Raw genomic sequence first — 22702 nt, 5'->3', positions numbered from 1 at the left:
TCCGTACGCTGCAAATCAGAATTTGTAAGTGGCCGAGAGGCTGAACACGTCACCCTTTGCTTTCACTTCACCATCCATGCTGGCGCCGCCCAGGCGATCCTGGTTGACGGTGCGCAGGCGCGCCTTGTCGACGAACTGGTGGGAGTAGGCCGCGTCGATGCTCAGGTTCGGCTCGGACGCGAAGCGGTAGCTGCCACCGAAAGAGACGAAGGTGCGGTCGCCATCGGGAATCCGCGCGTCACGGGTGGAGTTGCGGGTTGGCGTCTGATCCAAGGCCACGCCGGCACGCAGGGTGAGCTGGTCGGTGACGAGGTAATCGCCGCCGATCGAGTACATCCAGGTGTCCTTGTAGTTGTAGGGAATGACCACCAGGGTATTACCGCTGGATTCGAGCTTGAGCTCCTTGAACGATGACCATTGTGTCCAGGTAACGCTGACCCCTAACGAGAAGCGGTTGTTGAACTCATGGACCCAGTCCAGCGTGGCGCTGGCAGGTATATCCAGGCGGGACTTGGCATCGGCGCCGTCCGGGTTCAGGTTCAGGCCGGGGAAGGCCAGTTCGATGGCGGTCGCATCGCCGAATACCGGAGGGAACAGCGGGTTGGTCATCAGATCATAGGAGTATTGATCTGCATGGATGTTGTAGTTCCCTTCGAGCTTGTTGCGGATGCGGGCGTGATAGTTGAGGCCCAGGGTGTCGCGCTCGGTAGGTTTCCAAGCGACACCGGCAAACCAGCCGAAGGAAGTGTTGTCCACCTTCACCCGGATCAGTGCGTCGCTGATACCTGGCGGCAGGCCCAGCGGCAACTGGGAGGATGGGGTGCCGGCAGCTGCCAGCAGATCGAGGTTCTGGCTGATAAAGCCCTTGGTGTGCTGGACGATGACGCCACCGCCGACGGCAAAGGCATCGTTGACCTTGAAGGACAGGGAGCCGGTGAGGCCGACGGTCTCGATCTTGGTATCCACCGCGAAGTCCTGACCTTTCCAGTCACCATCCCAGGTGGTTTGCGCGCCCATGGGCACCACCTGGCTCAGGCCGAAACTCAGTCGGTCGTTGATCGGCATGACCAGAAAGCTGGTGGGCAGCGCCTTGCCGAAACCACCCTGACCGCCATCGTTGGTGATGGGGCCGTTATCGATGATGTTCCCGGTCGGGTTACCGGCCGGGTCAAATTCCAGGTCGCGATCCGAGCGCAGGTCGCCCTGATGGTCATAGACGTTGCCTTTGTACTTCAGGCTGACTCGTGCGTGGTGCACGGATACCTGAGCGACGTTATGGTCGATGAAAGCCATGGCGGCAGGGTTGTTGAAAGCGGCGCTGGGGTCGTTCTTCCACATCGACCCGCCAGCGAATGCTCGACCCCAGCCTGGCGTGCCGTAGGTTGGAACACCGAATGCACCCGCCTGAACCTGGGAAGCGGCCAACATGGAACCTGCCATGGCGGCAATCCAGAGAGTTCGGTGTGTTTTGGCAGAGAGAATATTATTTTTATTGCGCATGGCTGATCTCTTTTGTCTGAGAACTTCATTACTTCCAATAACCCGCGCCGTTGTTGAACGATTCAACGCGGACGCGGGTTATTACTACGTGCCGGACTGCAACTATTCAGTTGACCGAAATGGCCGGCGCCTGAACGTTCAGAGAACGGATATTGCAGTTGCCCGCCAATGCCTGTGCGGAGGTGACGCGCAGGGTGTTATTGGAGTTGGTCCATTGCACGTTGATGGTGGTCGGGCCTGCGCAGTTGGAGGCCGGGATCAGGGGCGGAGCACCGGCGATGGTGAAGCCGACGCCGGATACGGTACCGAGCCAGGTCTCGCCGCCGTCGGTGGTGGTGCTCGGAGTCAGTGTCCATGGCAGGCCGGTGATGGTCGGCAGGGCGCACAGGCCGCTACCACTGACGGTCACGGTATTGATGTTGGCGCTCGCCCCACCGGCGTTGATGGTGCCGTTGAAGACGACGCTGCAGTTCACCGTTGCGCCAAAGGACGAGGGCCCCGAAACGCCGATGGTGCCAGTTGCGGTGAACGGGGAGCTACCAGTGATGGTGGCCGCCGAAGCCATGCCGGAAATACCCAGGCCGATTGCCAGAGCACCGATGACACTAACCAGTTTTTTGTTTTTCATTGTTTCCTCACTAACAGATTGTTGTTGTATGTATGGCTGTTACGAGATGCACAACAAAACACTTGACCTATCTCTTCCAGCCCGAACTTTTCGAACAGTCCCGAGTGTTTATTCAGGCAAGCGCTCGGGATACAGCTAACTGCATGCAGGTGTCGCTGTATGCATGCAGTTGACTGTTTTGCAGGCGAAGAAAAAGTTCGCCGAATCTCTGTGAAACGTCCTTATTTCTTCCAGGGCGTAATGGCTGAAGAAATAGAGTGGGATACAGCACCCTGCCGAGGCGTGACGAAATGTCGTCCAGGCAGGAAACGGGAGCGGATGAAGAGTTGCGTAGCGAGCAGTTCCATCTGGTTCAAGCTCCCCGTCATGTTGTTGGCAGGACAGTTCGAGTTGAGCGATATGCAAACCGTGCGGTGCAATCGGCGGGCTCGTTGTTTGTCTCTAAGGTAATCCTCTGTGACGAAAGAAAACCCCAGCCAAGGATGGGTTGGGCTGCTGACCGATCGATCAACTGTGAGTAACCGTGAAGAAGGTACACACCGCCTGTCGCCGATCCATACCAACGGATGGGGTCGGTGTGATCAGTTGGGGACTCGTACGTAACCGGGCTCGAGCCCGAAGACTTCCAGCCCCTCGGGCATCGAGCGACCGGCCTCGACTTCGACCATGCTGACGGGATGCTGGGGTGTGCTGCGGTACTCGAGCAGCCACTTTTCCCCGGCGCGACGCATGGCGGCGCTGGGCACCACGAGCGCTTCGGGGTTGTGATAGGTGAGGATGCTCAGCTTGGCGCTCATGCCCAGCCTGACCTGGCGTATCTGTGCTTCATCCAGTTCCGGGATGCTCACCACGACCTCGAACTGGGAGCTGCCGCCGGGAACGCTACCGCCGAGAGCCTGGCCGCCCACCACCATGACCTTGCCTTGCAGGTGCTGGCCATCGAAGCCGTCGCCGGTAACGTCGACCGGCTGGCCTTCTTTCAACTGATTGACGTCCAGTTCGGCGACTCGGGCAATGACGCGCAGCCCCTCGATGCTGGCGAGACCGAACAGCGGTTGGCCCTGGCTGACTCGGCTACCTGTCTGCACCGGGCCTTTGGCTGCTTCTTCGGCGCTTATGCCGGGGGCTTGCACGACTATGCCGGAGAACGGCGCGAGGATCTCTCCTGAGGCCAACTGCCGGCTCAGGGCCGCGTGCTTGACCTCGGCATTGGCCAGCTCCATCTCGGCAATCTGCCGGTACTCGCCGCGGCCGCGTTCGAGCACGGCTTGCAGCTCCGCCTCCGCAGCATGCAGGTCCATGCGTTGCAGCTGCGTTTGTCTTTCGAGCTCTTCCAGTTCGTTGCGGGCAACTATGCCTCGTTCATGCAGCGAGCGCGTGTCCTTGAGTTTCTGTTCGTTGCCGTCCAGGCTCATCTGCACACTGCGCAAGGCGCGCCGTGCCCGGCTTACATCTTGGCCCGCCTCCCAGTCCTGAAATTCGCGCACCGTGCGACGGGCCTTGAGCAGCGTGGAGAGGGCGTCACGTACCTGCACCTCCAGCTCGCTGGCATCCATGCTGAGCAAACGCTCGCCCTTGACCACCCGTTGCCCGGGTTCGACGAGGTTGTTGGCGATGTTGCCGCCAAACGGGGCGCTGATGCTGATGGTGCGCTCTGGCTCGATGCGGCCGACCAGCCCGATGCGGTGTTCCAGGTTGCTCGGCTGCACGGCCAGCCACTGCGCGGATGGCGGTTCGGCAGTGGCGCGTGGCTGCATCTGCAACGACAGCGCTGCGATGCCCGCCAGCAGTGCCAGTCCGGTGATCATCAGGCGCGCTCTGCGCCAGTGTTTGCGCTTAGTGGTCATTGAGAATGATGTCCCAGCTTTCCAGTGTCATGCCCAGGGTCAGGTCCAGCTGCGTCTGCGCGTTGAGGTAGGCGATCACGGTGTTGAGACGAGCGTTCTCGGCGTTCTGCAGATCGCTTTCGAAGCTCAGCACCTGAAAGTTGCTGGAGCGCCCTGCGGCCAGCTTGTCCCGTTCGATCGCCAGCTTGCGCTTGGACAGTTCCACGCCACGCTGGGCGATTTCGTACTGCCGCCAGCGGGTGCTTACATCCCGTATGACATCCTTGACGTTGCGTATCAGTGCCTGCCTGGCATCGGCCAGCTGCAGTTCCTGATCTTCGACGTTGATCCGGGCGTGTACTTCCCCCTGGCGCCTGCTCAGATCGCCGATGGGGATGTCGAGCCGGATGCCGGCATAGCTGTCCCAGCTGCGATCTGCGCCACTGCCATACGTCGAGCCGTAACGATCTCTGGCCTGATTGGCGCCGACTTCGAGCGACAGATCCCAGAGGCTCTGATTCTTGGCGACCAGCAGGTTGATGTCCGCCTGCTGGCGCATGATCAACTGGCGCAGAAAGTCGGGCTGCTGTCGCTCGGCCAGGCTGATGGCCTGGCCGGGGTCGATCTCGATCGCTTCAGCATGCAAGGCGTCGGTTGCCCGCACGGGCGAGGAGAGATCCAGCGCGAGCAGGCGCAGCAGCTCCAGGCGGCTGCTGTCGACCAGATTGGCCGCTTCCTCGACGCCAAGCTCCTGGCTGGCCAGGCTGGCTTCGGTCTGCACCACCTCGAACTCCGCCATCCGCCCGGCCTCGATCATCGCCTGGTTGACGCTCAGCAGCTCCTGCGAACGCTTCAGGGCAGCCCTGGCGATGTCCAGTTGCTCCTGGGCGCGCAGCAGCTCGCGGTACGCGAAAATGATCGCCGCGACGGTCTGCGAAATGCCGGCCTTGAGGCCGAGCCGGTTGGCTTCTTCGGTCAGTTGCGCGAGTTGCAGTGGCGCGGTGGTGACGTCGCGCCCGCCACCACGCAGCAGCGGCTGGATGATGCTGAAGTCGACGCCGTCGTTGCGGCGCCAGCCTGCCTGGTTGGCTTGCGTGTGGTACTTGCTCCAGCCGAGGCTGACCACGGTGCCGTATTCTCCCAGCAAGGTCGCTGTGGCGCCGAGCTGACCCGCACGCTGGCTATCGGCATGCCCCCGCGAGGCTCGGTAGCTGTTGGAGAGGTGCAGTTTGGGATTGAACGCATCCTCCGATACCCGCAGGTCGAACTTGTCGGCGATGCGCCAGAGATAGGCGCTCTTGATCGAGCGGTTGTTGCGCAGCCCGAGAAACACGGCGTCGACCAGCGACAGGTCGGCCATCTGTTCGCTGAGCAGTTCAGCTGGCGCCGGGTTGGGCATGCTGGGTGCCGACGGGCGCAAGGGTTCTTCCCGCCATGCCTGTGCTGGGGCGCTGAGGGTGACGATGAGGATTGCGCCGAGCGCCAGTCGCCTATTCATCGCGCAGCGCCTCTACCGGTTGCAGGCGTGAGGCGGCGATGGCCGGATGCATACCGAAGAACAGGCCGACCAGGACAGTACTGCAGATGCCCAGGGGCAGCGCGCCGGGGGCCAGAAAGAATGCCCAGCCAGACAGTTGCGCATAGCCCCAGCCTCCCGCCACGCCGAGGACGGCGCCCAGTAGCGCGCCAACGCTGGTCAAGGCCACGGCCTCGACCAGGAACAGGTTGCGGATGTCTCTGCGCCGTGCGCCGAGGGCCAGGCGCACGCCGATCTCGCGGCGGCGTTCGCTGACGTTCATCAGCATCACGTTCATCACTCCCACGCCGCCACCTATCAGCGAGACTACGCCGAGCGCTGCCAGCAGGTAGGTGAAGGTTCGGGTCTGTTGCTGCATGCCTTCGAGGATCTGCTGGGCGAAGATCAGGTTAAGCGGAGCATCCCCCGCGATGCGCTGGGCGAGTGCCTGGTGCAGTTGCTCGCCGGCCTGGATGACGTCCTCGGCGCTGTTGGCGCGGGCCACCACGTGACTGATCTGTGGCAAGGGATTGATGCGCGTCATGCCCTCCAGGGGGATGAACAGTGTTTCGTTGGCATTGAACGGCAGGAGCATGCCGGGAGGTCCTTCCTGCAGGATACCGATGACCTTGAATTGATAGGACTGCAGGCGTAGCTGATCACCAGGTTGCAGCGGATCGTCCGGCAGGCTCAGGGTCTGTGCCAGCGAGGCGCCGATGACCGCATAGGCTTCCTTGCGGTCGAACCCCGACAGCGACCGGCCGCTGGCGATCTCCAGGCGCGCGGCCTCGAACAGTTCCGGGTCGGCACCGATGATATTGGCGTTGCCAACCCGTCCGTGGAAGATCGCCGGTGCGCCATAAGTCATCACCGGGGACAGGTTGGCGACGGCCGGGGTTTGCTGACCCAGCGCCTCCACGCTCAGACGCAGGGGCAGGCCGTCGCGCCCGGTGGGTTGTGGTGGCAGCTGCAGCACCAGGGTATCGCTGCCCAGGTTGCGGAAGATGGCTATCGATTGCGCTGCGGCATTGCCACCGATGTTGAGCAGGGCCACCACCGAGCAGCTACCCATGACGATGCCCAGCAGGGCCAGCAAGGAGCGCCGACCGAGCAGGCGCAGGCTGTTCAGCGCCTCGACCAGTATCTGCGCGGCGCTAGGCCCGGTGCTGGAGGGCATGGCCAGGCTCATGCTGCGCCGGCCTCGCGCAGCAGCCCCTGGTGCACCTCGACCCGGCGCGCCAGCTGGCTGGCGATCAGAGGGTCATGGGTGACCACGATCAGCGTGACGCTTTGCTCGCGGTTGAGCTCGATCAGCAACGCCATGATCTCCTGGGCTGTGCTGGCATCGAGGTTGCCAGTCGGTTCGTCGGCGAGAATCAGAGCAGGCTTGCCGACCAGCGCACGGGCGATGGCGACGCGCTGGCGCTGCCCACCGGACAGGCTGGCGGGGCGATGCTCGCTGCGTTCGCCAAGGCCGACCCTGGCGAGCATGGCGTGCGCCTGCTCACGCGCCTGGCCAGGCGCGATGCCGCGATAGGTCAGGGGCAAGGCGACGTTGTCCAGTGCGCTGAGGCGGGGAAGCAGATTGAAACTCTGGAAGACGAAACCTATCAGCTGGTTACGCAGGGCGGCCAGCTGGTCCGGGCTGGCCTGGGCGACGTCGATGCCATTGAGGCGGTAGTTGCCGGTATCGGGCAGATCTAGCAGACCGAGCACGTTGAGCAGGGTGCTCTTGCCCGAGCCGGAGCTGCCGAGGATGGCGCAGCTTTCTCCGTGCGCGATCCGCAGACAGACGTCGTCGAGGATGTGCAGCGTCTTGTCGGCAAGCCGGTAGTGCTTGCCGATGTGCTGCAACTGGATGAGCTGTTCTTCGTTATTGTTTTCGAGCATCCCGATGCCACTGCCTGCGTCCATGTCGATGAACCACTGAGCATCGCCTTGTCAGGCACTTCCCGGAGCCGAAGCCATATGGCTCTGTTCCGGGAAATCAAAGGGCAGTCGTCCCTCTGAAAGCGGCCGTAATAGGGCCATGCCCGATAGCAGGATTGGCAGCGCTGGCTTGTCTGTAAAGCCAACTTTCTTCTGGTTCGCTCAGGCAGTGTTACCGATGCTCACACCTTCTGTGTAGAGCGGCTGAGTGTGCCGAAATAGGAGATGGATGAGGGCATCTGGCTGCCCTCGGTACAGGCGAAGGATCAGAACGGAGCGGGGCACTCGAAACGCATGCGTTCACCCGTTTGCGGGTGGGTGAGGGCGAGCATGCTGGCGTGCAGACACAGGCGCTCGTGGGCGGCCAGGGCTTGATCATGGGCGTAGAGGCGGTCGCCCAGCAGCGGATGACCGATGGACAGCATGTGCACGCGCAGCTGGTGTGAGCGCCCGGTGATGGGCGTGAGCTCGACCCGGCACCAGTCGCCACAGCGCTCGACGATGCGCCAGTGAGTCAGGGCGTGCTTGCCCAGTTCGTGATCGACGACGTGGCGTGGCTTGGTTGGTGGGTCGTAACGCAGTGGCAGGTCGATGCTGCCGCTGTCGGCCTGCGGCTGGCCCCAGCACAGGGCGGTGTAGGCCTTCTCGGTTTCGCGGTCATGGAACTGGCGTGACAGCTCGCGGTGGCTGTCGGCGTCGCGGGCCAGGACGATGATGCCGGAGGTTTCCCAGTCCAGCCGATGAACGATGCGCGCCTCGGGGTAGCCGTTCTCCTGCAGGCGGGTGACCAGGCAGTCCTTGTTGTCATCGGCGCGGCCGGGCACCGACAGCAGCAGGGTGGGCTTGTTGATCACCAGCAGGGCGGCGTCCTGGTGGAGAATTTCGATCTGGCTTAGCGGCATGGTGTCTGGGCTGGTGTAGGAGCGGATTCATCCGCGATGCTGTTGGCCTGTAGAAGCTTCGCGGATGAATCCGCTCCTACAGGTGCGCGTTGCTACAAACGAACACGGCGGCCGAAGCCGCCGTGAGCGTAACCGGTCTCGATCAACGATCCGGCAGAGTGATGTTCAGCTCCAGGATCGAACAGCTGCCCTGGTTTTCCAGTGCGACCTGCACCTGATCCGATTCGATATTGACGTACTTGCGGATCACTTCCACCAGCTCCTGCTGCAGGGCAGGCAGGTAGTCCGGCTGGCTACGTTGGCCACGTTCGTGGGCAACGATGATCTGCAGGCGCTCTTTGGCGATGGATGCGGTGGTTTCCTTCTTGCGCGAACGCAAGAAGTCAAAAATATTCATTCTCGACCTCCAAACAGGCGCTGCAGGAAGCCCTGCTTCTTCACATCCAGGAAGCGGTGCGCGACTTCCTTGCCAAGCAGGCGATCGACTGCGTCGCTGTAGGCCTGACCGGCATCGCTCTGGTCATCGAGGATGACCGGGATACCCTGATTGGATGCCTTGAGCACGGCCTGGGATTCGGGGATCACGCCGAGCAGGCGGATGGCGAGGATTTCCTCGACGTCTTCGACGCCCAGCATCTCGCCCTTGGTGACGCGCTCGGGGTTGTAACGGGTGAGCAGCAGGTGTTCCTTGATCGGCTCTTCGCCTTTCTCGGCGCGGCGCGATTTGCTCGCCAGCAGGCCGAGCATACGGTCGGAGTCGCGTACCGAGGACACTTCCGGGTTGGTCACGACGATGGCCTCGTCGGCGAAATACATCGCCAGGTGAGCACCTTTCTCGATGCCGGCCGGCGAGTCGCAGACCACGTATTCGAAATTCTGCGACAGCTCATTGATGACCTTCTCGACGCCTTCCTGGGTCAGCGCGTCCTTGTCACGGGTCTGGCTGGCGGCCAGCACGTAGAGGTTCTCGAGGCGCTTGTCCTTGATCAGTGCCTGGGTCAGGGTTGCTTCGCCGTTGACCACGTTGACGAAGTCGTACACCACGCGGCGTTCGCAGCCCATGATCAGGTCGAGGTTACGCAGGCCGACGTCGAAGTCGACGATGACGGTCTTGTGCCCGCGCAGGGCGAGGCCGGTACCGATGGCAGCGCTGGTGGTGGTTTTACCGACGCCACCTTTGCCGGAAGTGACTACGAGGATCTTGGCCAAGGTGATTCACCCCAAAAAATGAAAATAACGCGGGAATCTGAGGCCCTTATAGGCTTCCAGATGCCCTTTTTGTGTCCGTAAAAAGTGGCCGCAGTATCCGTTAAAGGCGGGTGATGTTCAACACGTCTCCCGACAGGCTGACGTGCACCGCATCGCCCCAGAGCGGGTCGCGGCGCAGGTCTTCGGCGACCTTGTAATGGCCGGCGATCGACAACATTTCGGCGCCCATTTGCTGACAGAAAATTCGTGCCTTGGTGTTGCCCTTGATACCCGCCAGGGCGCGACCACGCATGGGCGCGTAAACATGGATATTGCCATCGGCGAGAAGTTCCGCCCCGGCGCTGACCGGCGCCAGCACGATCAGATCGCCACCCTGGGCATAGATCTGCTGGCCGCCGCGTACCGGGCTGGTGACGATACGGCTGGGTTTGTGCTCGGGTTCGGCCGGTTTTTCTTCCGCTTTCTTCGGCGCCGGATCGAGGGGCCGCTCGCGCGCGCCGGAGGGCGGCAACACCGGCAGGTCCATGGCTTCGGCGGCGGCGACGTCGCTTTCCCGCGAGGCACGGATGGCCAGTGTGCGCAGGCCATGGCGGCGGCAGACGGCCATCAGCTCGGCCAGATCCAGCTCGCCTTCGCCTTCCGGCAGTTTGTCCAGCGCCAGCACCAGCGGCGTGTTGCTGAAGAAGGCCGGGGCCTGGGCGACCTTTTCCGTCAGTTGCGCGTCGAGGCGTTCGAGGTCGTTGTGCGCCAGTTCCATCACGGTGATGGCGAGCATGCTGCCCTTGAGCTGGAATACGGGGTCTTGGGCGAGGAGGTCGGCTTGGCTCATGGTGGTGCGATGGGCCTTCTGGCGAGTCGAAAGATGCCCGGACTTATAACGACATAGCCCGCATGCCGCAAGCTGCGCGCGTCAGCGAGGCAGATGCGAGACCATATGAGGCGCAGGTACTGGCTGTCGATTCGCTGTCTTGACCTCGCTTCCCGGCATGGATGCCAGCCAGTCGGGCGGAAAAACTGCGTTAGAATGCGCGGCTTTGTAAGTGATCGGAACCGCCTCATGGATCGCCCCCGCTTTCGCGCCTATTTTCTTCATCCGCGCTTCTGGCCGCTGTGGCTGGGTTTTGCGCTGCTGTGGCTGGTGGTGCAGCTGCCTTATGCTCTGCAGCTGAAGCTGGGACGGGCGCTGGGCTGGCTGATGTACCGCACGGCAAGCTCGCGCCGGCAGATCGCCGCCCGCAACCTGGAACTGTGCTTCCCCGGCAAGAGCGCGGCCGAGCGCAAGCGTCTGCTCAAGGAAAACTTCGCCTCTACCGGCATCGCCTTCTTCGAGATGGCCATGAGCTGGTGGTGGCCCAAGGCGCGGCTGGCGCGCCTGGCGCACGTCGAAGGCCTCGAGCACTTGCAGCGGGCACAAGCCGAAGGGCAGGGCGTGATCCTCATGGCGGTGCACTTCACCACCCTGGAGATCGGCGCGGCGCTGCTTGGTCAGCTGCACACCATCGACGGCATGTACCGCGAGCACGACAACCCATTGTTCGACTTCATCCAGCGTCGTGGCCGTGAGCGCCACAATCTCGACGCCAGCGCCATCGAGCGCGAGGACATTCGCGCGATGCTCAAGGTGCTGCGTGCCGGCCGCGCCATCTGGTACGCGCCGGATCAGGATTACGGCCGCAAGCAGAGCATCTTCGTGCCGCTGTTCGGCATTCAGGCCGCAACGGTTACCGCCACCACCAAGTTCGCCCGCCTGGGCAAGGCGCGCGTGGTGCCCTTCACCCAGCAGCGCCTGGCTGACGGCAGCGGTTATCGTCTGGTGATCCATCCGCCGCTCGAAGGGTTCCCGGGTGAAAGCGAAGAGGCCGATTGCCTGCGTATCAACCAGTGGATCGAGCAGGTGGTCAGTGCTTGCCCCGAGCAGTATCTGTGGGCGCATCGGCGTTTCAAGACGCGCCCCGAGGGCGAAGCGAAGCTGTACGGAAAGCGCAAGTAGCGCACCTATACTCAACAGAAAATCAGGATTGGCCGATGACAGCAGCTGCCCACCCCCATGAGCCCGTCACCGGGCTGATTCTCTCCGGCGGTGGGGCGCGGGCGGCCTATCAGGTCGGGGTGTTGGCGGCCATCGCCGATCTTCTGCCGGATGCTTCGCACAATCCCTTTCCGGTGATAGTCGGTACTTCGGCCGGGGCGATCAACGCCGTTGGCCTGGCCTGTGGTGCGCTGCAGTTCGGCGAGGCGGTGCGGCGCCTGACGTCGGTCTGGCAGGGCTTTCACACCCATATGGTGTACCGCAGCGACTGGCCCGGCGTGCTGTGTCAGGCGGCGCGCTTCGTTGGGCACAGCCTGCTCGGTTTGGGGCGCGATGCTCCGGTGGCCTTGCTCGACAGCTCGCCACTGCGTGAGCTGCTGGAGCGCGAGCTGGATTTTTCCGGCATCGCTGCGGCGGTGCGCCACCGGCAGCTGCGCGCCGTTGCGGTGACTGCCTTCGGTTACGAAAGCGGCCAGGCGATGACGTTCTATCAGGGCCGCGCCACCATCGATCCCTGGTTCCGTCATCGTCGCGTCGGTGTACCGACGCGTCTGCAGCTCGACCATTTGCTAGCCAGCGCGTCGATCCCGCTGATCTTTCCGCCGGTGAAGATCAACCGCGAGTATTTCGGCGACGGCGCAGTGCGCCAGGCGGCGCCGATCAGCCCGGCATTGCATCTCGGGGCCAGCCGCGTGCTGGTGATCGGTGTCAGCGGCAATGCCCAGCTTGAACCCGATGCCGCGTTGCCGCGCGTGATCAGCACCCGACCGCCGAGCCTGGCGCAGATCGGCGGACACATGCTCAACAGCACCTTCATCGATAATCTGGAAACCGATATCGAACTGCTCGAACGGCTCAATCAGATGAGCGCACTGGTGCCGCCGGAACGGCGTCCGCGTGGGTTGGGGTTGAACCCGGTGGACGTGCTGGTGATTGCCCCGAGTCAGCCGCTGGATCAGATTGCCGCCCGCCATCAGCGCGAGCTGCCCAAGGCGCTGCGCCTGTTCCTGCGTGGTCCGGGCGCGACCAAGGCGGGTGGGGCGGGTGTGCTCAGCTACCTGCTGTTCGAACCCGGCTATTGCAGCGAACTGATCGAACTGGGGTATCAGGATGCAATGACGCGCAAGGCCGACCTCTGCCGTTTTCTTGGGTTGGCCGAGGTCGCCCATTCCGCCTGATGTATGTCAGGCCAGCACGCCATCATGAAAATCGCGCAGGGCCTGCTCGATTTCCTCGCGGCTGTTCATCACGAACGGTCCGTACTGGACGATGGGCTCGTTCAATGGTGTGCCGGCAATCAGCAGCACGCGCGCGCCATGGGTGCTGGCCAGGTGCAACTCGCCTTCGTCGGATAGCCGCACCAGGCGCCCGGCACTGACCGGCTGTGCGCTGGCTTCGGTCAGCTCGAGCAGGCCTTCGTAGACGTACAGCATGACCCGCTGACCATCGGCCAGACGCGGTGCCACCTTGCTGCCCGCCGGCAGGTGCAGGTCGAACAGCTGTGGCTGGGTGTGTGGGCGCTGCACGGCGCCGGCCTGGCGGATCTGGCCATCGTCGAATTCGCCGGCGATCACCACCACCTCGGCGCCGGACGCCGTGCTGATGCGTGGAATTTGCGTGGCGGGAATGTCGCGATAGCCCGCTTCACCCAGCTTGTCCTTGGCCGGCAGGTTGAGCCAGAGCTGGAAGCCGCGCATGGCGCCCGACTCCTGCTCGGGCATCTCGCTGTGGATGATGCCGCGCGCAGCCGTCATCCATTGCACACCGCCGCTGCCGAGCAGGCCAACGTTGCCCAGGTGATCCTCGTGGCGCATGCGCCCTTCGAGCATGTAGGTGATGGTCTCGAAACCGCGATGCGGGTGCGGCGGGAAGCCGGCGATGTAGTCGTCGGGGTTGTCGGAGGAGAACTCATCGAGCATCAGGAACGGGTCGAAGCGCTCCAGGCCAGGCCCGCCGATCACGCGGTTGAGGCGCACACCGGCGCCGTCTGAGGCGGGCTGGCCAGGCTGGATGCTGATAACGCGGCGTTGCGAAGTCATGGCGGGCTCCTTGAAAGGTAGGAATGACGCCATGCTATTCGCATCGAATCGATATTTGGGTGGAAAATTTTCGGGCCATACATCGATTAATTCGATGTATGGCCCTGGGTCAGTCGGCGATCTTCAGCTTGCGCGACTCGTGATAGAAGTAGCGGATCTTTTCGTACTCGAACGGCGAGTTCAGTTGGCCATAGCGGAAGCCGGTATTGGCGCGGGTGTCGACGATACGCAGGGCGGTGATGCCGGGATTGCTGCGGCTGGCGTCGGCCACGTCGAGGTAGTTGACCGCGCTCTCCAGGCTGTAGTCCGCCACCAGGCCGCCGGTGTCGCGCAGGTTCGACGGCCCGAGCAGTGGCAGCATCAGGTAAGGGCCGGCAGGCACACCGTAGTAGCCCAGCGTCTGACCGAAGTCCTCGCTCAGTCTGGGCAGGCCCATTTTCGTCGCCGGATCCCAGATCCCGCCGACACCGAGGATGGTGTTGAACAGCAAGCGCGCAGTGCTGTTCATCGCTCGTTTGCCCTTGAGCTGCAGCACGCTATTGGCCAGTGTGGGAATTTCGCCGAGGTTGTTGAAGAAGTTGTGTACGCCGGTTTGCACCAGGTTCGGGGTGACGTAGCGGTAGCCGTCGACCACGGGCAAAAACACCCACTGATCGAAACGGTAGTTGAAGTGGTAAACGCGGCGGTTCCATGACTCCAGCGGGTCATAGACCTGCAGGGCATCGCTGGAGGCGCGTTCGAACTCCTGCTGATCCAGGCCCGGGTTGAACTGCAGGTTCTGCAGCGGGTTGGTGAAACCGTCGGCATCGACCTGGCCTTCGGCCAGTGCCTGCCCGCTGGCCAGCAGCAGGGCGATGATGAGAGTGCTGTGCTTAACCACGGAAGAACTCCAGCATGGCGTCGGCGTTGACGCGATAGTTGAGGTTGCCGCAGTGCCCGCCGCGCGGGTACAGGGTCAGGCGGTCGCCAAAGGTGCGGCGCAGAAAACCGATATCGCCCTGGCCGAGGATCAGGTCATCGGCGTTGTGCATCACCGAGACCTTGTCGCTGCCTCTGAGGTACTCCTCCAGTGCATACATGCTGCTCTTGTCGACCAACTGGTTGAGGCTGCCGCCATCGTGACGAGCGCGCCACATGGGCATCAGTTGCTCGGCGATATAGCAATCGAAGTCGCAGCGCAGGGCCATCTGGAAGAACGGCGTGAGGCTGGTGCTCTCGGTGATGCGGTAGTCGCGCGGGGTAATCAGGCCACGACGATTGAGCAGGTCCGAGGTAAACACGATATCGGCAGACGAGAAGCGAAACGAGGTGCCGATCAGCATGGCCATCTGTTCGTCGGAGAGTCGCTCCGTGGACTGCTGGAAGTCGTAGAGCATGGCCTCGTTGATATCCAGATAGCCCTTGTCATTGAAGTAACGGGTCAGCTTGCTCAGCACCAGGTCATAGAAGTTGGTGCTGTTGTCGATGCCCTGGACCTTGGTCTGCACCAGCTTGTCCAGGTTGGTGATAGAGGTGTAGAGGTTGACCGGCGGGTTGAGCAGCAGCACGCGTTTGAAATCGAAGGCGCGGCGGGTTTCATCGATCTGGCTGACGAAGGCGGCATGCAGCGCGCCGAGGCTATAACCGGTCAGCAGGAACTCGCTGACCTCCAGCTTCGGGTGCTGGGCGCGTACGGCCTGCATCACGCGGTACAGGTCGTCGGCATCATCCGGGCTGTAGCCCGGCGTGGCAGAACGCGAGGCGGCGGCCATGAAGTCGTAGCTGGTCGGCGATGATAGCTGCACGACGTGGAAGCCGGCTCCGTAGAACAGCTTCTTCAGGTACTCGGTGGTGCCGCTGGCGTAATGGGCCCCGGTGCCGGCGATGATGAAGATCAGCGGTGCACGGCCTTTCTGCTGGGCCAGGCGGTAGTGCAGTCTGGTCACCGGCCAGAAGTTGTCCAGCAGCTCGAACTCGCGGTCCGGGCGCAGGCGTACCGAGTAGTCGCGCTGACTGATATCGCCATCGGCCGGCAGCGTCGGGCGCAGCTCGGGCGGTGTGGTGGCGATGGTCGCTTCGAACGGGTTGGCCAGTGGATAGCCGTAGCTTTCCGCATCCACATCGGCGGCCATCGCTGAGACACAGAAGGCCAGGCCACCGAGCAAGGCGGCGAGTCGGGCAAGGCTGGGCATGGGCTAAGTCCCTTTGAATAAGAGCGCGTCTGGATTGAACAGCTGGCTTATGACAGCAGCAAGCTGGGCAAAGTGCCAGACTATCCTGCCTTATCGCAGGGAAACTTGAGTAGCTGGAGTGCGAGTTGTTTACGTTGGGCTGATTGCAGGCTTTGTCAGTCAGGCGTGATGGTGCAGCCAGGCATGCTTGGGACGCTCTGCCGACGGCTGACGACGGCGCTCGAAACGTTGCCAGACCTTCTCGTGGAAGTAGAAGCCCACGGAGTTGCACAGCGGTTCGATCGCGGCCACCAAGCTACTGGCCGCCACGCTGCCGGTCAGCGCGTAGGTGACGGCGAAGGCGATGCAGAAGTGCATGATGGTGAAGGTCAGGGTCTTGAGCATGATGCACCTCGTTGAGAATCATTTCGTCATGCTGGAAGGCTAGCCCTGTTCGTCAGCCTCGGGAAATGTGGCCTTTGCATGGTCTTGATAGTGGTGGTCAATTGATTTTTATTTTTAGAGAGTCTCTGTCTATTTATTTCGGCCCCGCGGTGGCTGCGTTAAGGTGGCGCTCTGTTTCGATGGAGTCGGGCTATGCAGATCAGTGATATTCCTTTTGGCGTGACGGACTGGGCGGCGATACCAGTGACCGAACATCCGGGCGAGCGGGGCGTGGCACGTTGGCGTACTTGCCAGTTCGGTGCGCTGCGTGTGCGTGTGGTCGAGTATTCGCCGGGGTATCTGGCTGACCACTGGTGTCAGAAAGGGCATGTGCTGTTGTGCCTGGAGGGGGAGTTGACCACCGAGCTGGAGGATGGCCGGGTATTCGTGCTCAAGCCCGGTATGAGCTATCAGGTGGCTGATGGTGCTGAGGCCCATCGTTCCTCGACAGCGTCCGGTGCGCGCCTGTTCGTGGTGGACTGAGCCGCGATGGCTTGGCGGCTGGCTGCCGATGCCCTGGTGGTGATCCACCTTGGCTTCATCCTGTTCGTTCTGCTGGGCGGGCTGTTGCTGCTGCGCTGGCCGCGCTTGATCTGGCTGCACCTGCCTGCGGTGGCCTGGGGCATCGTGGTGGAGTGCCTGCATCTGGGTTGCCCGCTGACGCCCTGGGAAAACCAGCTGCGCGGAATGGCCGGGCAGGCGGGCTATGACGGCGGCTTCATCGAGCATTACCTGATACCACTGATCTATCCGGCCGGGCTCACACCGCAGATCCAGATCTGGTTGGGTGCCATCGTGGTGCTGGTCAACCTGACCGTTTACGCCTGGCTGATCTGGCGCTGGCGCAATAAGGCTTGATCGCGATTTGCCCTGCCTATTCATAAGCCTGATGAAGGCGCGGGAGCTTTATTGCCTTCGCTACACTGGCAGCCATTGCAACCAAACATTGAAGGCAGGGCTGCTATGCAAAACCGCATGATGATCACTGGCGCGGGCTCCGGCCTGGGGCGCGAAATTGCCCTGCGTTGGGCGCACGAGGGCTGGCGTCTGGCGCTGGCCGACGTCAACGAGGCTGGTCTGGCAGAAACCCTCAAGCTGGTGCGCGAGGCCGGCGGCGACGGTTTCATCCGTCGCTGCGACGTACGTGACTACAGCCAGCTGACCGCCCTGGCGCAAGCCTGCGAGGAGCAGTTCGGCGGTATCGATATCATCGTCAACAACGCCGGTGTCGCCTCCGGTGGCTTCTTCAGCGAGTTGTCGCTGGAGGACTGGGACTGGCAGATCTCGATCAACCTGATGGGCGTGGTCAAGGGCTGCAAGGCATTCCTGCCGCTGCTGGAAAAGAGCAAGGGCAAGATCGTCAACATCGCCTCCATGGCCGCGCTGATGCAGGGGCCGGGCATGAGCAACTACAACGTCGCCAAGGCGGGCGTGGTGGCGCTGTCGGAAAGCCTGCTGGTGGAGCTGCGTCAGCTGGAAATCGGCGTGCATGTGGTCTGCCCATCCTTCTTCCAGACCAATCTGCTGGACTCTTTCCGTGGCCCGACTCCGGCGATGAAGGCCCAGGTCGGCAAGTTGCTGGAAAGCTCACCGATCAGCGCGTCTGATATCGCCAATTACATCCACGATGAGATGGCCAAGGGCAGTTTCATGATCCTGCCGCACGAAATGGGCCGTATGGCCTGGGCGCTGAAGCAGAAGAGCCCGCAGGCGCTGTACGACGAGATGGCCAGCATGGCCGAGAAAATGCGCGGCAAGGTCAAATCCGTCAGCTGACCACAGGGTCAGCTATTTGCGCCTGCAGGCTTGCCTGGCAAGGCCTGCAGGGGTAGGGTGGCCGCCCCGGCCTGCCTGCCGTAATGACCATGGAATACCTGTGAAACCAGTCCCTCGGGCCCTGCTGCTGGTGGCCCTGGTGCTGGCGGCGATCAATTTGCGCCCCGGCATCACTTCCCTCGCGCCGCTGATCGAGCGCATCGCCGCGGAGCTCTCGCTGAGTCGTAGCTTCATCAGTCTGACCACGGCCTTGCCGGTGTTGTGCATGGGCCTGCTCGCGCCATTGGCACCGCGTCTGGCCATGCGCTGGGGCCTCGAACGTACCATCGTGCTTTGCCTGGGACTGATCGGCCTGGCGCTGCTGGCGCGTCTGGCCGCGCACCAGAGTGCGGTGCTGATCGGCAGCGCAATCGCTTTGGGAGCCGCCATCGCGGTTGCCGGGCCTTTGCTGTCGGGTTTCATCAAACGTCACTTCGCCAGCCAGATGGGCCGTGTAGTGGGCTGGTATTCGCTGGGCATGGCTATCGGCGGTGCTGGCGGTGCGGTGCTCACGGCTCCGGCTACGGCGCTGTTCGGCGATGCCTGGCATCTGGGCCTGGCGGTGTGGGCTACGCCTGCGCTGCTCGGAGTGATGCTCTGGCTGTGGTTACCCAATCAGGTCAGCGCCGTTGACGAACAGGAAGGTGGTGGTCTGCCCTGGGGGCAGCCGCGCGCTTGGCTGATCAGCTGTTTCTTCGCCATTCAGGCGGGGTTGTTCTACGCCTTGGCGACCTGGGTGGTGGCGCGCTATCACGAAGCGGGACTGAGCCTGCTGCGTAGCAACTCGCTGCTGAGCATCTCGATGCTGATGGGGTTACCCAGCTCCTTCCTGCTGCCCTGGCTGGCGCAGCGTTACAACGCCCGCTATCCACTGCTGCTGGCCTGCGGCGCGATAACCTGCGGCTGCCTGGCGATGGTTACCTTCATGCCACGCCTGGTGCCGGAGTTGTGGGCGGTGATCATAGGCTTCTCGCTGGGCGGCTCTTTCGCCTTGTCGCTGGTGCTGCCGCTTTACGAAGCCGGCTCGCCACTGGCCGTCAGCCGCTGGACGGCGATGATGCTGTTCACCGGTTACAGCCTGGGCTGCCTGACGCCCATTCTCACCGGACTGGCACGTGATCTGTCCGGCAGCTACCGTCTGCCGTTCACGGTGCTCACTGCGCTGGCACTGGTGATGACACTGGTGGCCTGGTTGTTGGGGCGTAGTCGGCGCCAGCCTCGCTGAAGAATTCGCGCCAGTTCCTTTCTTGCCCTGGCGCGCTGTGTTAGAAGGCGTTCTGCTTTTTCAGGAGTGCCGGTGTGGAGTCCGAATCCATCGTCTATGGCTGTATCCGCGACTGGCCCTCGGATGACCCCGAGTTGCGTCGTCTGCGCCGTGAAACCAATCGTGGCGTGCTGGCCGAACTGCCGGCCGGTGAGCTCTGGCCGTTTCTTGGCCGTGAAATGTTCTCCTTCTGCGACCTGCCCGGTGCGGGCCTGTACCAGACCCAGGTGATCCACTTCGGCGCCAGCTATGGCGCGATCGAGTACGAATGGAACCTGTGGATAGAGGCCTTCGAGGCGCTGCTCAAGCGCCTGTACTGGGCCAGTGCGGTGGTGCACCTGGAAACCGAACTCAATGGCATGCATACCTTCCGCTGGGAGTCCGATAGCGGCTTTCACAGCCCGCAGGAAGGCGGGTTACGTGTGCGCTGCGCCTGGGAGCGGGAAGGTGCCTTGCGCGGTTAGGGGCCGAGAATGATCAACTACCTATGGTTTCTTCTGGCGGCCCTGTTCGAGATCGCCGGTTGCTATGCCTTCTGGATGTGGTTGCGGCTCGATCGCAGTGCCTGGTGGATCGCTCCGGGGCTGCTCAGCCTGGCGTTGTTTGCCTTGATTCTGACCCGCGTAGAAGCCTCTTTCGCCGGTCGCGCCTATGCCGCCTATGGCGGTGTGTATATCGTCGCTTCGCTGCTGTGGCTGGCGCTGATCGAAAAGACCCGTCCCATGCTCAGCGACTGGTTGGGCGCTGCGTTGTGTCTGGCGGGTGCTTTGATCATCCTACTCGGACCGCGGCTTCATCCCTCTTGACTTGCTTATAAGCAGTAGAAGTAAAAAGTTCCGCTGTCATCAAATCTTTATATATCGGCAACTGAGCTGAAATAACCCCTCGCCAAGATTCCCCCAGCACGAACGAGCCAGTGGCTCGGGTGTTTTCAACACTAAAAGTCCAACAGGGGAATTTCTCGATGATCCGTAAGCACTTCGCCGGTTTCGTAGCCAGCGCCCTGGCCCTGGCCGTTTCCGCCCAGGCTTTCGCCGGTACCGTCACCACTGACGGCGCCGATATCGTGATCAAGACCAAAGGCGGTTTTGAAGCTTCCACCACCGACAAACAGTTCGGTTTCAAGATCGGTGGTCGTCTGCAGGCTGACTTCGATCAGTTCGATGGCATCTATACCCGTAACGGCAAAACCGCCAACGAAGCCTACTTCCGTCGCGCCATTCTGGAAATTTCCGGTGTTGCTTACACTGACTGGAAATACGCCTTCAACGTCGACTTCGGTGAGAGCGGCAGCAGCAAGTGGGACGAGGCCTCCATCACCTACACCGGTTTCAAGCCGGTCAACGTGAAAATCGGCCGCTTCGATCCTGACTTCGGCCTCGAAAAAGCCACCAGCTCCAAGTGGATTACCGCCATCGAGCGTTCTGCAGTCTATGACCTGGCCGACTGGGTGAACGACAAGCAGGATGGTATGGGCGTTCAGGTCAGCGGCGTCGCTGGCGACATGTTCTACGGCTCGGCTGGCTTCAACCGTGCCAAGGGTAATGAAGACGTAAACGGCAAGAACAACAACACCTACAACCTGCGTGGTGTGTTTGCTCCCATGGCTGAAGCCGGTAACGTCCTGCACTTCGGCGTCAACTATGCCAAGCGCAATACTGAAGACTTCGATGGCCGCATCCGTTCGCGCCTCAACGTACGTGGTACGACTGAAGACGGCGTAAACGGCAACCGCCCTGACTTCGCTCCGGCCGTCGCTGGTCAGTTCGACGGTGATAGCGCCTGGGGCCTGGAAGCGGCTTTCGCAGCTGGTCCGTTCTCCATTCAGAGCGAATATCTGCGTCGTGACATCGACGCTAAGTCTGGCTCTGCGCGTGATGACCGCGAAGCCACCGGCTACAACGTCCAACTCGCCTACACCCTTACCGGCGAGGCGCGCGGCTACAAGCTCGACGGTGGCAAGTTCGACAGCATCAAGCCGAATGACAAGCAATTTGGCGCTTGGGAAGTGTTCTACCGTTACGACAACATCAAGGCCGAAGAGTCGAGCGTCATCGATACCAAAGCCAAGATCCACACCGTTGGTGTGAACTGGTACGCCAATGAAGCAATCAAGGTTTCGGCCAACTACCTGAAGGCTTCTGCCGACAACGTGGTCAACACTGCTAACGACGACGATGGTGATGCCGTAAGCCTGCGCCTGCAGTACGCGTTCTAATGCACCACTGATTCTGCTCCTGATTGAGCCCCGCCACTGGCGGGGCTTTTTTTCGTCCGTCGTTTTCGCCAGACTGGCCTCATGTCTCTGCACACCTTACCCCTGCTATCCCAATTACCGGCCGCGAGCTGGGATGCCCTGTTGCCAAAGCCACAACCGTTCTTGCGTCATGCCTTTCTCAGTGCGCTGGAGGACAGCGGCAGCGTTGGTGGCCGCAGTGGCTGGCAGCCCTCGCACCGGCTCTGGTGCGATGAGCACGGGACGGTGCAGGCCGTGCTGCCGGCTTATCTGAAGCAGCACTCCTACGGTGAGTACGTGTTTGATCACGGCTGGGCTGACGCCTGTCGCCGTGCCGGTATCGGCTACTACCCCAAGTTGCTGGGCGCCGTACCGTTCTCTCCGGTAACCGGGGCGCGCTTGCTGGGCGATGCCCATGCGGCCGGGCAGTTGCTCGACGCGCTGACAGCCGGGCTGGACGCGGAAGAGTTGTCGAGCCTGCATATCAACTTCACCAGCCCGGCCTGCGATGCCGTCGTGGTGCAACGACCGGGTTGGCTGGAGCGCCTTGGTTGCCAGTTCCATTGGCACAATCGGGGTTACCGGGATTTTCAGGATTTTTTCGATGCGCTCAGTTCGCGCAAACGCAAGCAGATGCGCAAGGAGCGTGAGCAGGTGGCGGGGCAGGGCATCGAGTTCGACAGGCGTCTGGGCCATGAGCTGAGCGAAACTGACTGGGACTTCGTCTACCACTGTTACGCCAATACCTACCATGTGCGCGGTCAGGCGCCGTATCTGACGCGGGATTTCTTCAGCCTGTTGGCCGAACGCATGCCCGAGATGATTCGTGTGGTGTTCGCCCGGCAGCACGGTCGTCCGCTGGCCATGGCCTTCAGCCTGGTCGATGGCGATACCTACTATGGGCGCTACTGGGGCTGCCTGGCCGAGTTCGACCGGCTGCATTTCGAAACCTGCTTCTATCAGGGCATGGAGTTGGTCATCGCCGAAGGTCTGCAACGCTTCGATGCCGGGGCGCAGGGCGAGCACAAACTGATCCGCGGTTTCGAGCCGGTTCTCACCCGCTCGTGGCATTATCTCTGCCACCCGGGCCTGTATGCTGCGGTTGCCGACTTCCTCGAACAGGAACGCCCTGGCGTACTGGCCTATGCCGAAGAGGCGCGCAGCTACCTGCCGTACCGGCAGGCGTAGGCTCGCCATCCCCAGGCCGCAATGTCC

At 62.3% G+C, this 22702-nt stretch carries 24 protein-coding genes; 10 read left to right on the top strand and 14 right to left on the bottom strand.

Going from position 1 to position 22702, the window contains the following annotated elements; genetic code table 11:
- Positions 1-15: 15 nt before the first annotated feature.
- The 10 genes from BLR77_RS04205 to minC all read right to left on the bottom strand — a co-directional run bounded on the left by BLR77_RS04205 (position 16) and on the right by minC (position 10339).
- Positions 16-1440: an outer membrane protein transport protein gene (locus tag BLR77_RS04205; RefSeq protein ID WP_139202882.1), complete on the bottom strand. Its 1425-nt coding sequence runs from the start codon at positions 1438-1440 to the stop codon at positions 16-18.
- A 166-nt stretch (positions 1441-1606) separates the two neighbouring features.
- Entirely contained in the window at positions 1607-2128 is a 522-nt protein-coding gene (praB, locus tag BLR77_RS04200; protein WP_074675604.1) for an alkane oxidation protein activator PraB, read from the bottom strand.
- A gap of 581 nt (positions 2129-2709) precedes the next feature.
- Positions 2710-3975, bottom strand: a complete 1266-nt coding sequence (locus BLR77_RS04195) for an efflux RND transporter periplasmic adaptor subunit (RefSeq protein WP_074675603.1) — start codon at positions 3973-3975, stop codon at positions 2710-2712.
- The gene (locus tag BLR77_RS04190) at positions 3965-5452 is read right to left on the bottom strand and encodes a TolC family protein (protein WP_074675602.1); all 1488 of its coding nucleotides are present in this window, start codon (positions 5450-5452) and stop codon (positions 3965-3967) included. The genes BLR77_RS04195 and BLR77_RS04190 overlap by 11 nt, the downstream gene beginning before the upstream one ends.
- Complete coding sequence (locus BLR77_RS04185) at positions 5445-6647, bottom strand: ABC transporter permease (RefSeq protein WP_083366042.1); 1203 nt, start codon at positions 6645-6647, stop codon at positions 5445-5447. Before BLR77_RS04185 ends, BLR77_RS04190 begins: the two co-directional genes overlap by 8 nt.
- Positions 6648-6655: 8 nt before the next feature.
- On the bottom strand, positions 6656-7360 hold the full coding sequence (locus tag BLR77_RS04180) for an ABC transporter ATP-binding protein (RefSeq protein ID WP_074676764.1): 705 nt from the start codon (positions 7358-7360) through the stop codon (positions 6656-6658).
- Positions 7361-7665: 305 nt separating this feature from the next.
- On the bottom strand, positions 7666-8301 hold the full coding sequence (locus tag BLR77_RS04175; protein WP_074675600.1) for an RluA family pseudouridine synthase: 636 nt from the start codon (positions 8299-8301) through the stop codon (positions 7666-7668).
- Between the two features lie 142 nt (positions 8302-8443).
- On the bottom strand, positions 8444-8698 hold the full coding sequence (gene minE / locus BLR77_RS04170; protein WP_003241592.1) for a cell division topological specificity factor MinE: 255 nt from the start codon (positions 8696-8698) through the stop codon (positions 8444-8446).
- A complete protein-coding gene (gene minD, locus BLR77_RS04165; RefSeq protein ID WP_074675599.1) occupies positions 8695-9510 on the bottom strand; it encodes a septum site-determining protein MinD in 816 nt (271 codons plus the stop codon). The genes minE and minD overlap by 4 nt, the downstream gene beginning before the upstream one ends.
- A 100-nt stretch (positions 9511-9610) precedes the next feature.
- A complete protein-coding gene (gene minC, locus BLR77_RS04160; RefSeq protein WP_074675598.1) occupies positions 9611-10339 on the bottom strand; it encodes a septum site-determining protein MinC in 729 nt (242 codons plus the stop codon).
- 228 nt (positions 10340-10567) lie between these two features.
- Here minC and BLR77_RS04155 point away from each other — a divergent pair, with 228 nt between their 5' ends.
- Positions 10568-11500, top strand: a complete 933-nt coding sequence (locus BLR77_RS04155) for a lipid A biosynthesis lauroyl acyltransferase (RefSeq protein WP_074675597.1) — start codon at positions 10568-10570, stop codon at positions 11498-11500.
- Positions 11501-11535: 35 nt separating this feature from the next.
- The gene (locus BLR77_RS04150; protein ID WP_074675596.1) at positions 11536-12717 is read left to right on the top strand and encodes a patatin-like phospholipase family protein; all 1182 of its coding nucleotides are present in this window, start codon (positions 11536-11538) and stop codon (positions 12715-12717) included.
- A 6-nt stretch (positions 12718-12723) separates the two neighbouring features.
- Here BLR77_RS04150 and BLR77_RS04145 read toward each other — a convergent pair whose 3' ends face one another.
- The 4 genes from BLR77_RS04145 to BLR77_RS04130 all read right to left on the bottom strand — a co-directional run bounded on the left by BLR77_RS04145 (position 12724) and on the right by BLR77_RS04130 (position 16133).
- A complete protein-coding gene (locus tag BLR77_RS04145; RefSeq protein ID WP_074675595.1) occupies positions 12724-13578 on the bottom strand; it encodes a pirin family protein in 855 nt (284 codons plus the stop codon).
- 109 nt (positions 13579-13687) lie between these two features.
- Positions 13688-14458 carry an MlaA family lipoprotein gene (locus tag BLR77_RS04140; RefSeq protein ID WP_074675594.1) on the bottom strand — a complete coding sequence of 257 codons (771 nt, stop codon included), beginning with the start codon at positions 14456-14458 and terminating at the stop codon, positions 13688-13690.
- Entirely contained in the window at positions 14451-15749 is a 1299-nt protein-coding gene (locus tag BLR77_RS04135; protein WP_074675593.1) for a serine/threonine protein kinase, read from the bottom strand. The genes BLR77_RS04140 and BLR77_RS04135 overlap by 8 nt, the downstream gene beginning before the upstream one ends.
- Positions 15750-15908: 159 nt before the next feature.
- Positions 15909-16133 (bottom strand): DUF2061 domain-containing protein, encoded by a 225-nt coding sequence (locus tag BLR77_RS04130; protein ID WP_021488318.1) that lies wholly within the window; start codon positions 16131-16133, stop codon positions 15909-15911.
- 192 nt (positions 16134-16325) lie between these two features.
- Between BLR77_RS04130 and BLR77_RS04125 the strand changes: the two genes are divergently transcribed.
- The 8 genes from BLR77_RS04125 to BLR77_RS04090 all read left to right on the top strand — a co-directional run bounded on the left by BLR77_RS04125 (position 16326) and on the right by BLR77_RS04090 (position 22675).
- Positions 16326-16655: a DHCW motif cupin fold protein gene (locus tag BLR77_RS04125; RefSeq protein WP_074675592.1), complete on the top strand. Its 330-nt coding sequence runs from the start codon at positions 16326-16328 to the stop codon at positions 16653-16655.
- Between the two features lie 6 nt (positions 16656-16661).
- Positions 16662-17030: a DUF2784 domain-containing protein gene (locus BLR77_RS04120; RefSeq protein WP_074675591.1), complete on the top strand. Its 369-nt coding sequence runs from the start codon at positions 16662-16664 to the stop codon at positions 17028-17030.
- A gap of 105 nt (positions 17031-17135) precedes the next feature.
- Positions 17136-17948, top strand: coding sequence for an SDR family oxidoreductase (locus BLR77_RS04115; protein ID WP_074675590.1), 813 nt, complete (start codon positions 17136-17138; stop codon positions 17946-17948).
- Positions 17949-18048: 100 nt separating this feature from the next.
- Entirely contained in the window at positions 18049-19212 is a 1164-nt protein-coding gene (locus BLR77_RS04110) for an MFS transporter (RefSeq protein ID WP_074675589.1), read from the top strand.
- Between the two features lie 74 nt (positions 19213-19286).
- Positions 19287-19715, top strand: coding sequence for a hypothetical protein (locus tag BLR77_RS04105; RefSeq protein WP_074675588.1), 429 nt, complete (start codon positions 19287-19289; stop codon positions 19713-19715).
- Between the two features lie 9 nt (positions 19716-19724).
- Positions 19725-20057, top strand: coding sequence for a YnfA family protein (locus BLR77_RS04100; RefSeq protein WP_074675587.1), 333 nt, complete (start codon positions 19725-19727; stop codon positions 20055-20057).
- Between the two features lie 158 nt (positions 20058-20215).
- Entirely contained in the window at positions 20216-21469 is a 1254-nt protein-coding gene (locus BLR77_RS04095; protein ID WP_074675586.1) for an OprO/OprP family phosphate-selective porin, read from the top strand.
- A gap of 81 nt (positions 21470-21550) precedes the next feature.
- Complete coding sequence (locus BLR77_RS04090; protein WP_074675585.1) at positions 21551-22675, top strand: GNAT family N-acetyltransferase; 1125 nt, start codon at positions 21551-21553, stop codon at positions 22673-22675.
- Positions 22676-22702 lie beyond the last annotated feature (27 nt).

Origin of the sequence: Ectopseudomonas alcaliphila (assembly GCF_900101755.1) — a bacterium.
In the GTDB taxonomy this organism is placed as follows: domain Bacteria; phylum Pseudomonadota; class Gammaproteobacteria; order Pseudomonadales; family Pseudomonadaceae; genus Aquipseudomonas; species Aquipseudomonas alcaliphila.
This window is presented reverse-complemented; position numbering and strand designations above follow the sequence as displayed.

Coding starts and splice junctions, on each gene's coding strand:
- BLR77_RS04185 (WP_083366042.1), bottom strand. CDS start 6,647: ATGCCCTCCAGCACCGGGCCTAGCGCCGCGCAGATACTGGTCGAGGCG.
- minC (WP_074675598.1), bottom strand. CDS start 10,339: ATGAGCCAAGCCGACCTCCTCGCCCAAGACCCCGTATTCCAGCTCAAG.
- BLR77_RS04115 (WP_074675590.1), top strand. CDS start 17,136: ATGCAAAACCGCATGATGATCACTGGCGCGGGCTCCGGCCTGGGGCGC.
- BLR77_RS04090 (WP_074675585.1), top strand. CDS start 21,551: ATGTCTCTGCACACCTTACCCCTGCTATCCCAATTACCGGCCGCGAGC.
- BLR77_RS04120 (WP_074675591.1), top strand. CDS start 16,662: ATGGCTTGGCGGCTGGCTGCCGATGCCCTGGTGGTGATCCACCTTGGC.
- BLR77_RS04155 (WP_074675597.1), top strand. CDS start 10,568: ATGGATCGCCCCCGCTTTCGCGCCTATTTTCTTCATCCGCGCTTCTGG.
- BLR77_RS04205 (WP_139202882.1), bottom strand. CDS start 1,440: ATGGCAGGTTCCATGTTGGCCGCTTCCCAGGTTCAGGCGGGTGCATTC.
- minE (WP_003241592.1), bottom strand. CDS start 8,698: ATGAATATTTTTGACTTCTTGCGTTCGCGCAAGAAGGAAACCACCGCA.
- BLR77_RS04135 (WP_074675593.1), bottom strand. CDS start 15,749: ATGCCCAGCCTTGCCCGACTCGCCGCCTTGCTCGGTGGCCTGGCCTTC.
- BLR77_RS04180 (WP_074676764.1), bottom strand. CDS start 7,360: ATGCTCGAAAACAATAACGAAGAACAGCTCATCCAGTTGCAGCACATC.
- praB (WP_074675604.1), bottom strand. CDS start 2,128: ATGAAAAACAAAAAACTGGTTAGTGTCATCGGTGCTCTGGCAATCGGC.
- BLR77_RS04095 (WP_074675586.1), top strand. CDS start 20,216: ATGATCCGTAAGCACTTCGCCGGTTTCGTAGCCAGCGCCCTGGCCCTG.
- BLR77_RS04125 (WP_074675592.1), top strand. CDS start 16,326: ATGCAGATCAGTGATATTCCTTTTGGCGTGACGGACTGGGCGGCGATA.
- BLR77_RS04100 (WP_074675587.1), top strand. CDS start 19,725: ATGATCAACTACCTATGGTTTCTTCTGGCGGCCCTGTTCGAGATCGCC.
- BLR77_RS04195 (WP_074675603.1), bottom strand. CDS start 3,975: ATGACCACTAAGCGCAAACACTGGCGCAGAGCGCGCCTGATGATCACC.
- BLR77_RS04130 (WP_021488318.1), bottom strand. CDS start 16,133: ATGCTCAAGACCCTGACCTTCACCATCATGCACTTCTGCATCGCCTTC.
- BLR77_RS04145 (WP_074675595.1), bottom strand. CDS start 13,578: ATGACTTCGCAACGCCGCGTTATCAGCATCCAGCCTGGCCAGCCCGCC.
- BLR77_RS04190 (WP_074675602.1), bottom strand. CDS start 5,452: ATGAATAGGCGACTGGCGCTCGGCGCAATCCTCATCGTCACCCTCAGC.
- BLR77_RS04175 (WP_074675600.1), bottom strand. CDS start 8,301: ATGCCGCTAAGCCAGATCGAAATTCTCCACCAGGACGCCGCCCTGCTG.
- BLR77_RS04150 (WP_074675596.1), top strand. CDS start 11,536: ATGACAGCAGCTGCCCACCCCCATGAGCCCGTCACCGGGCTGATTCTC.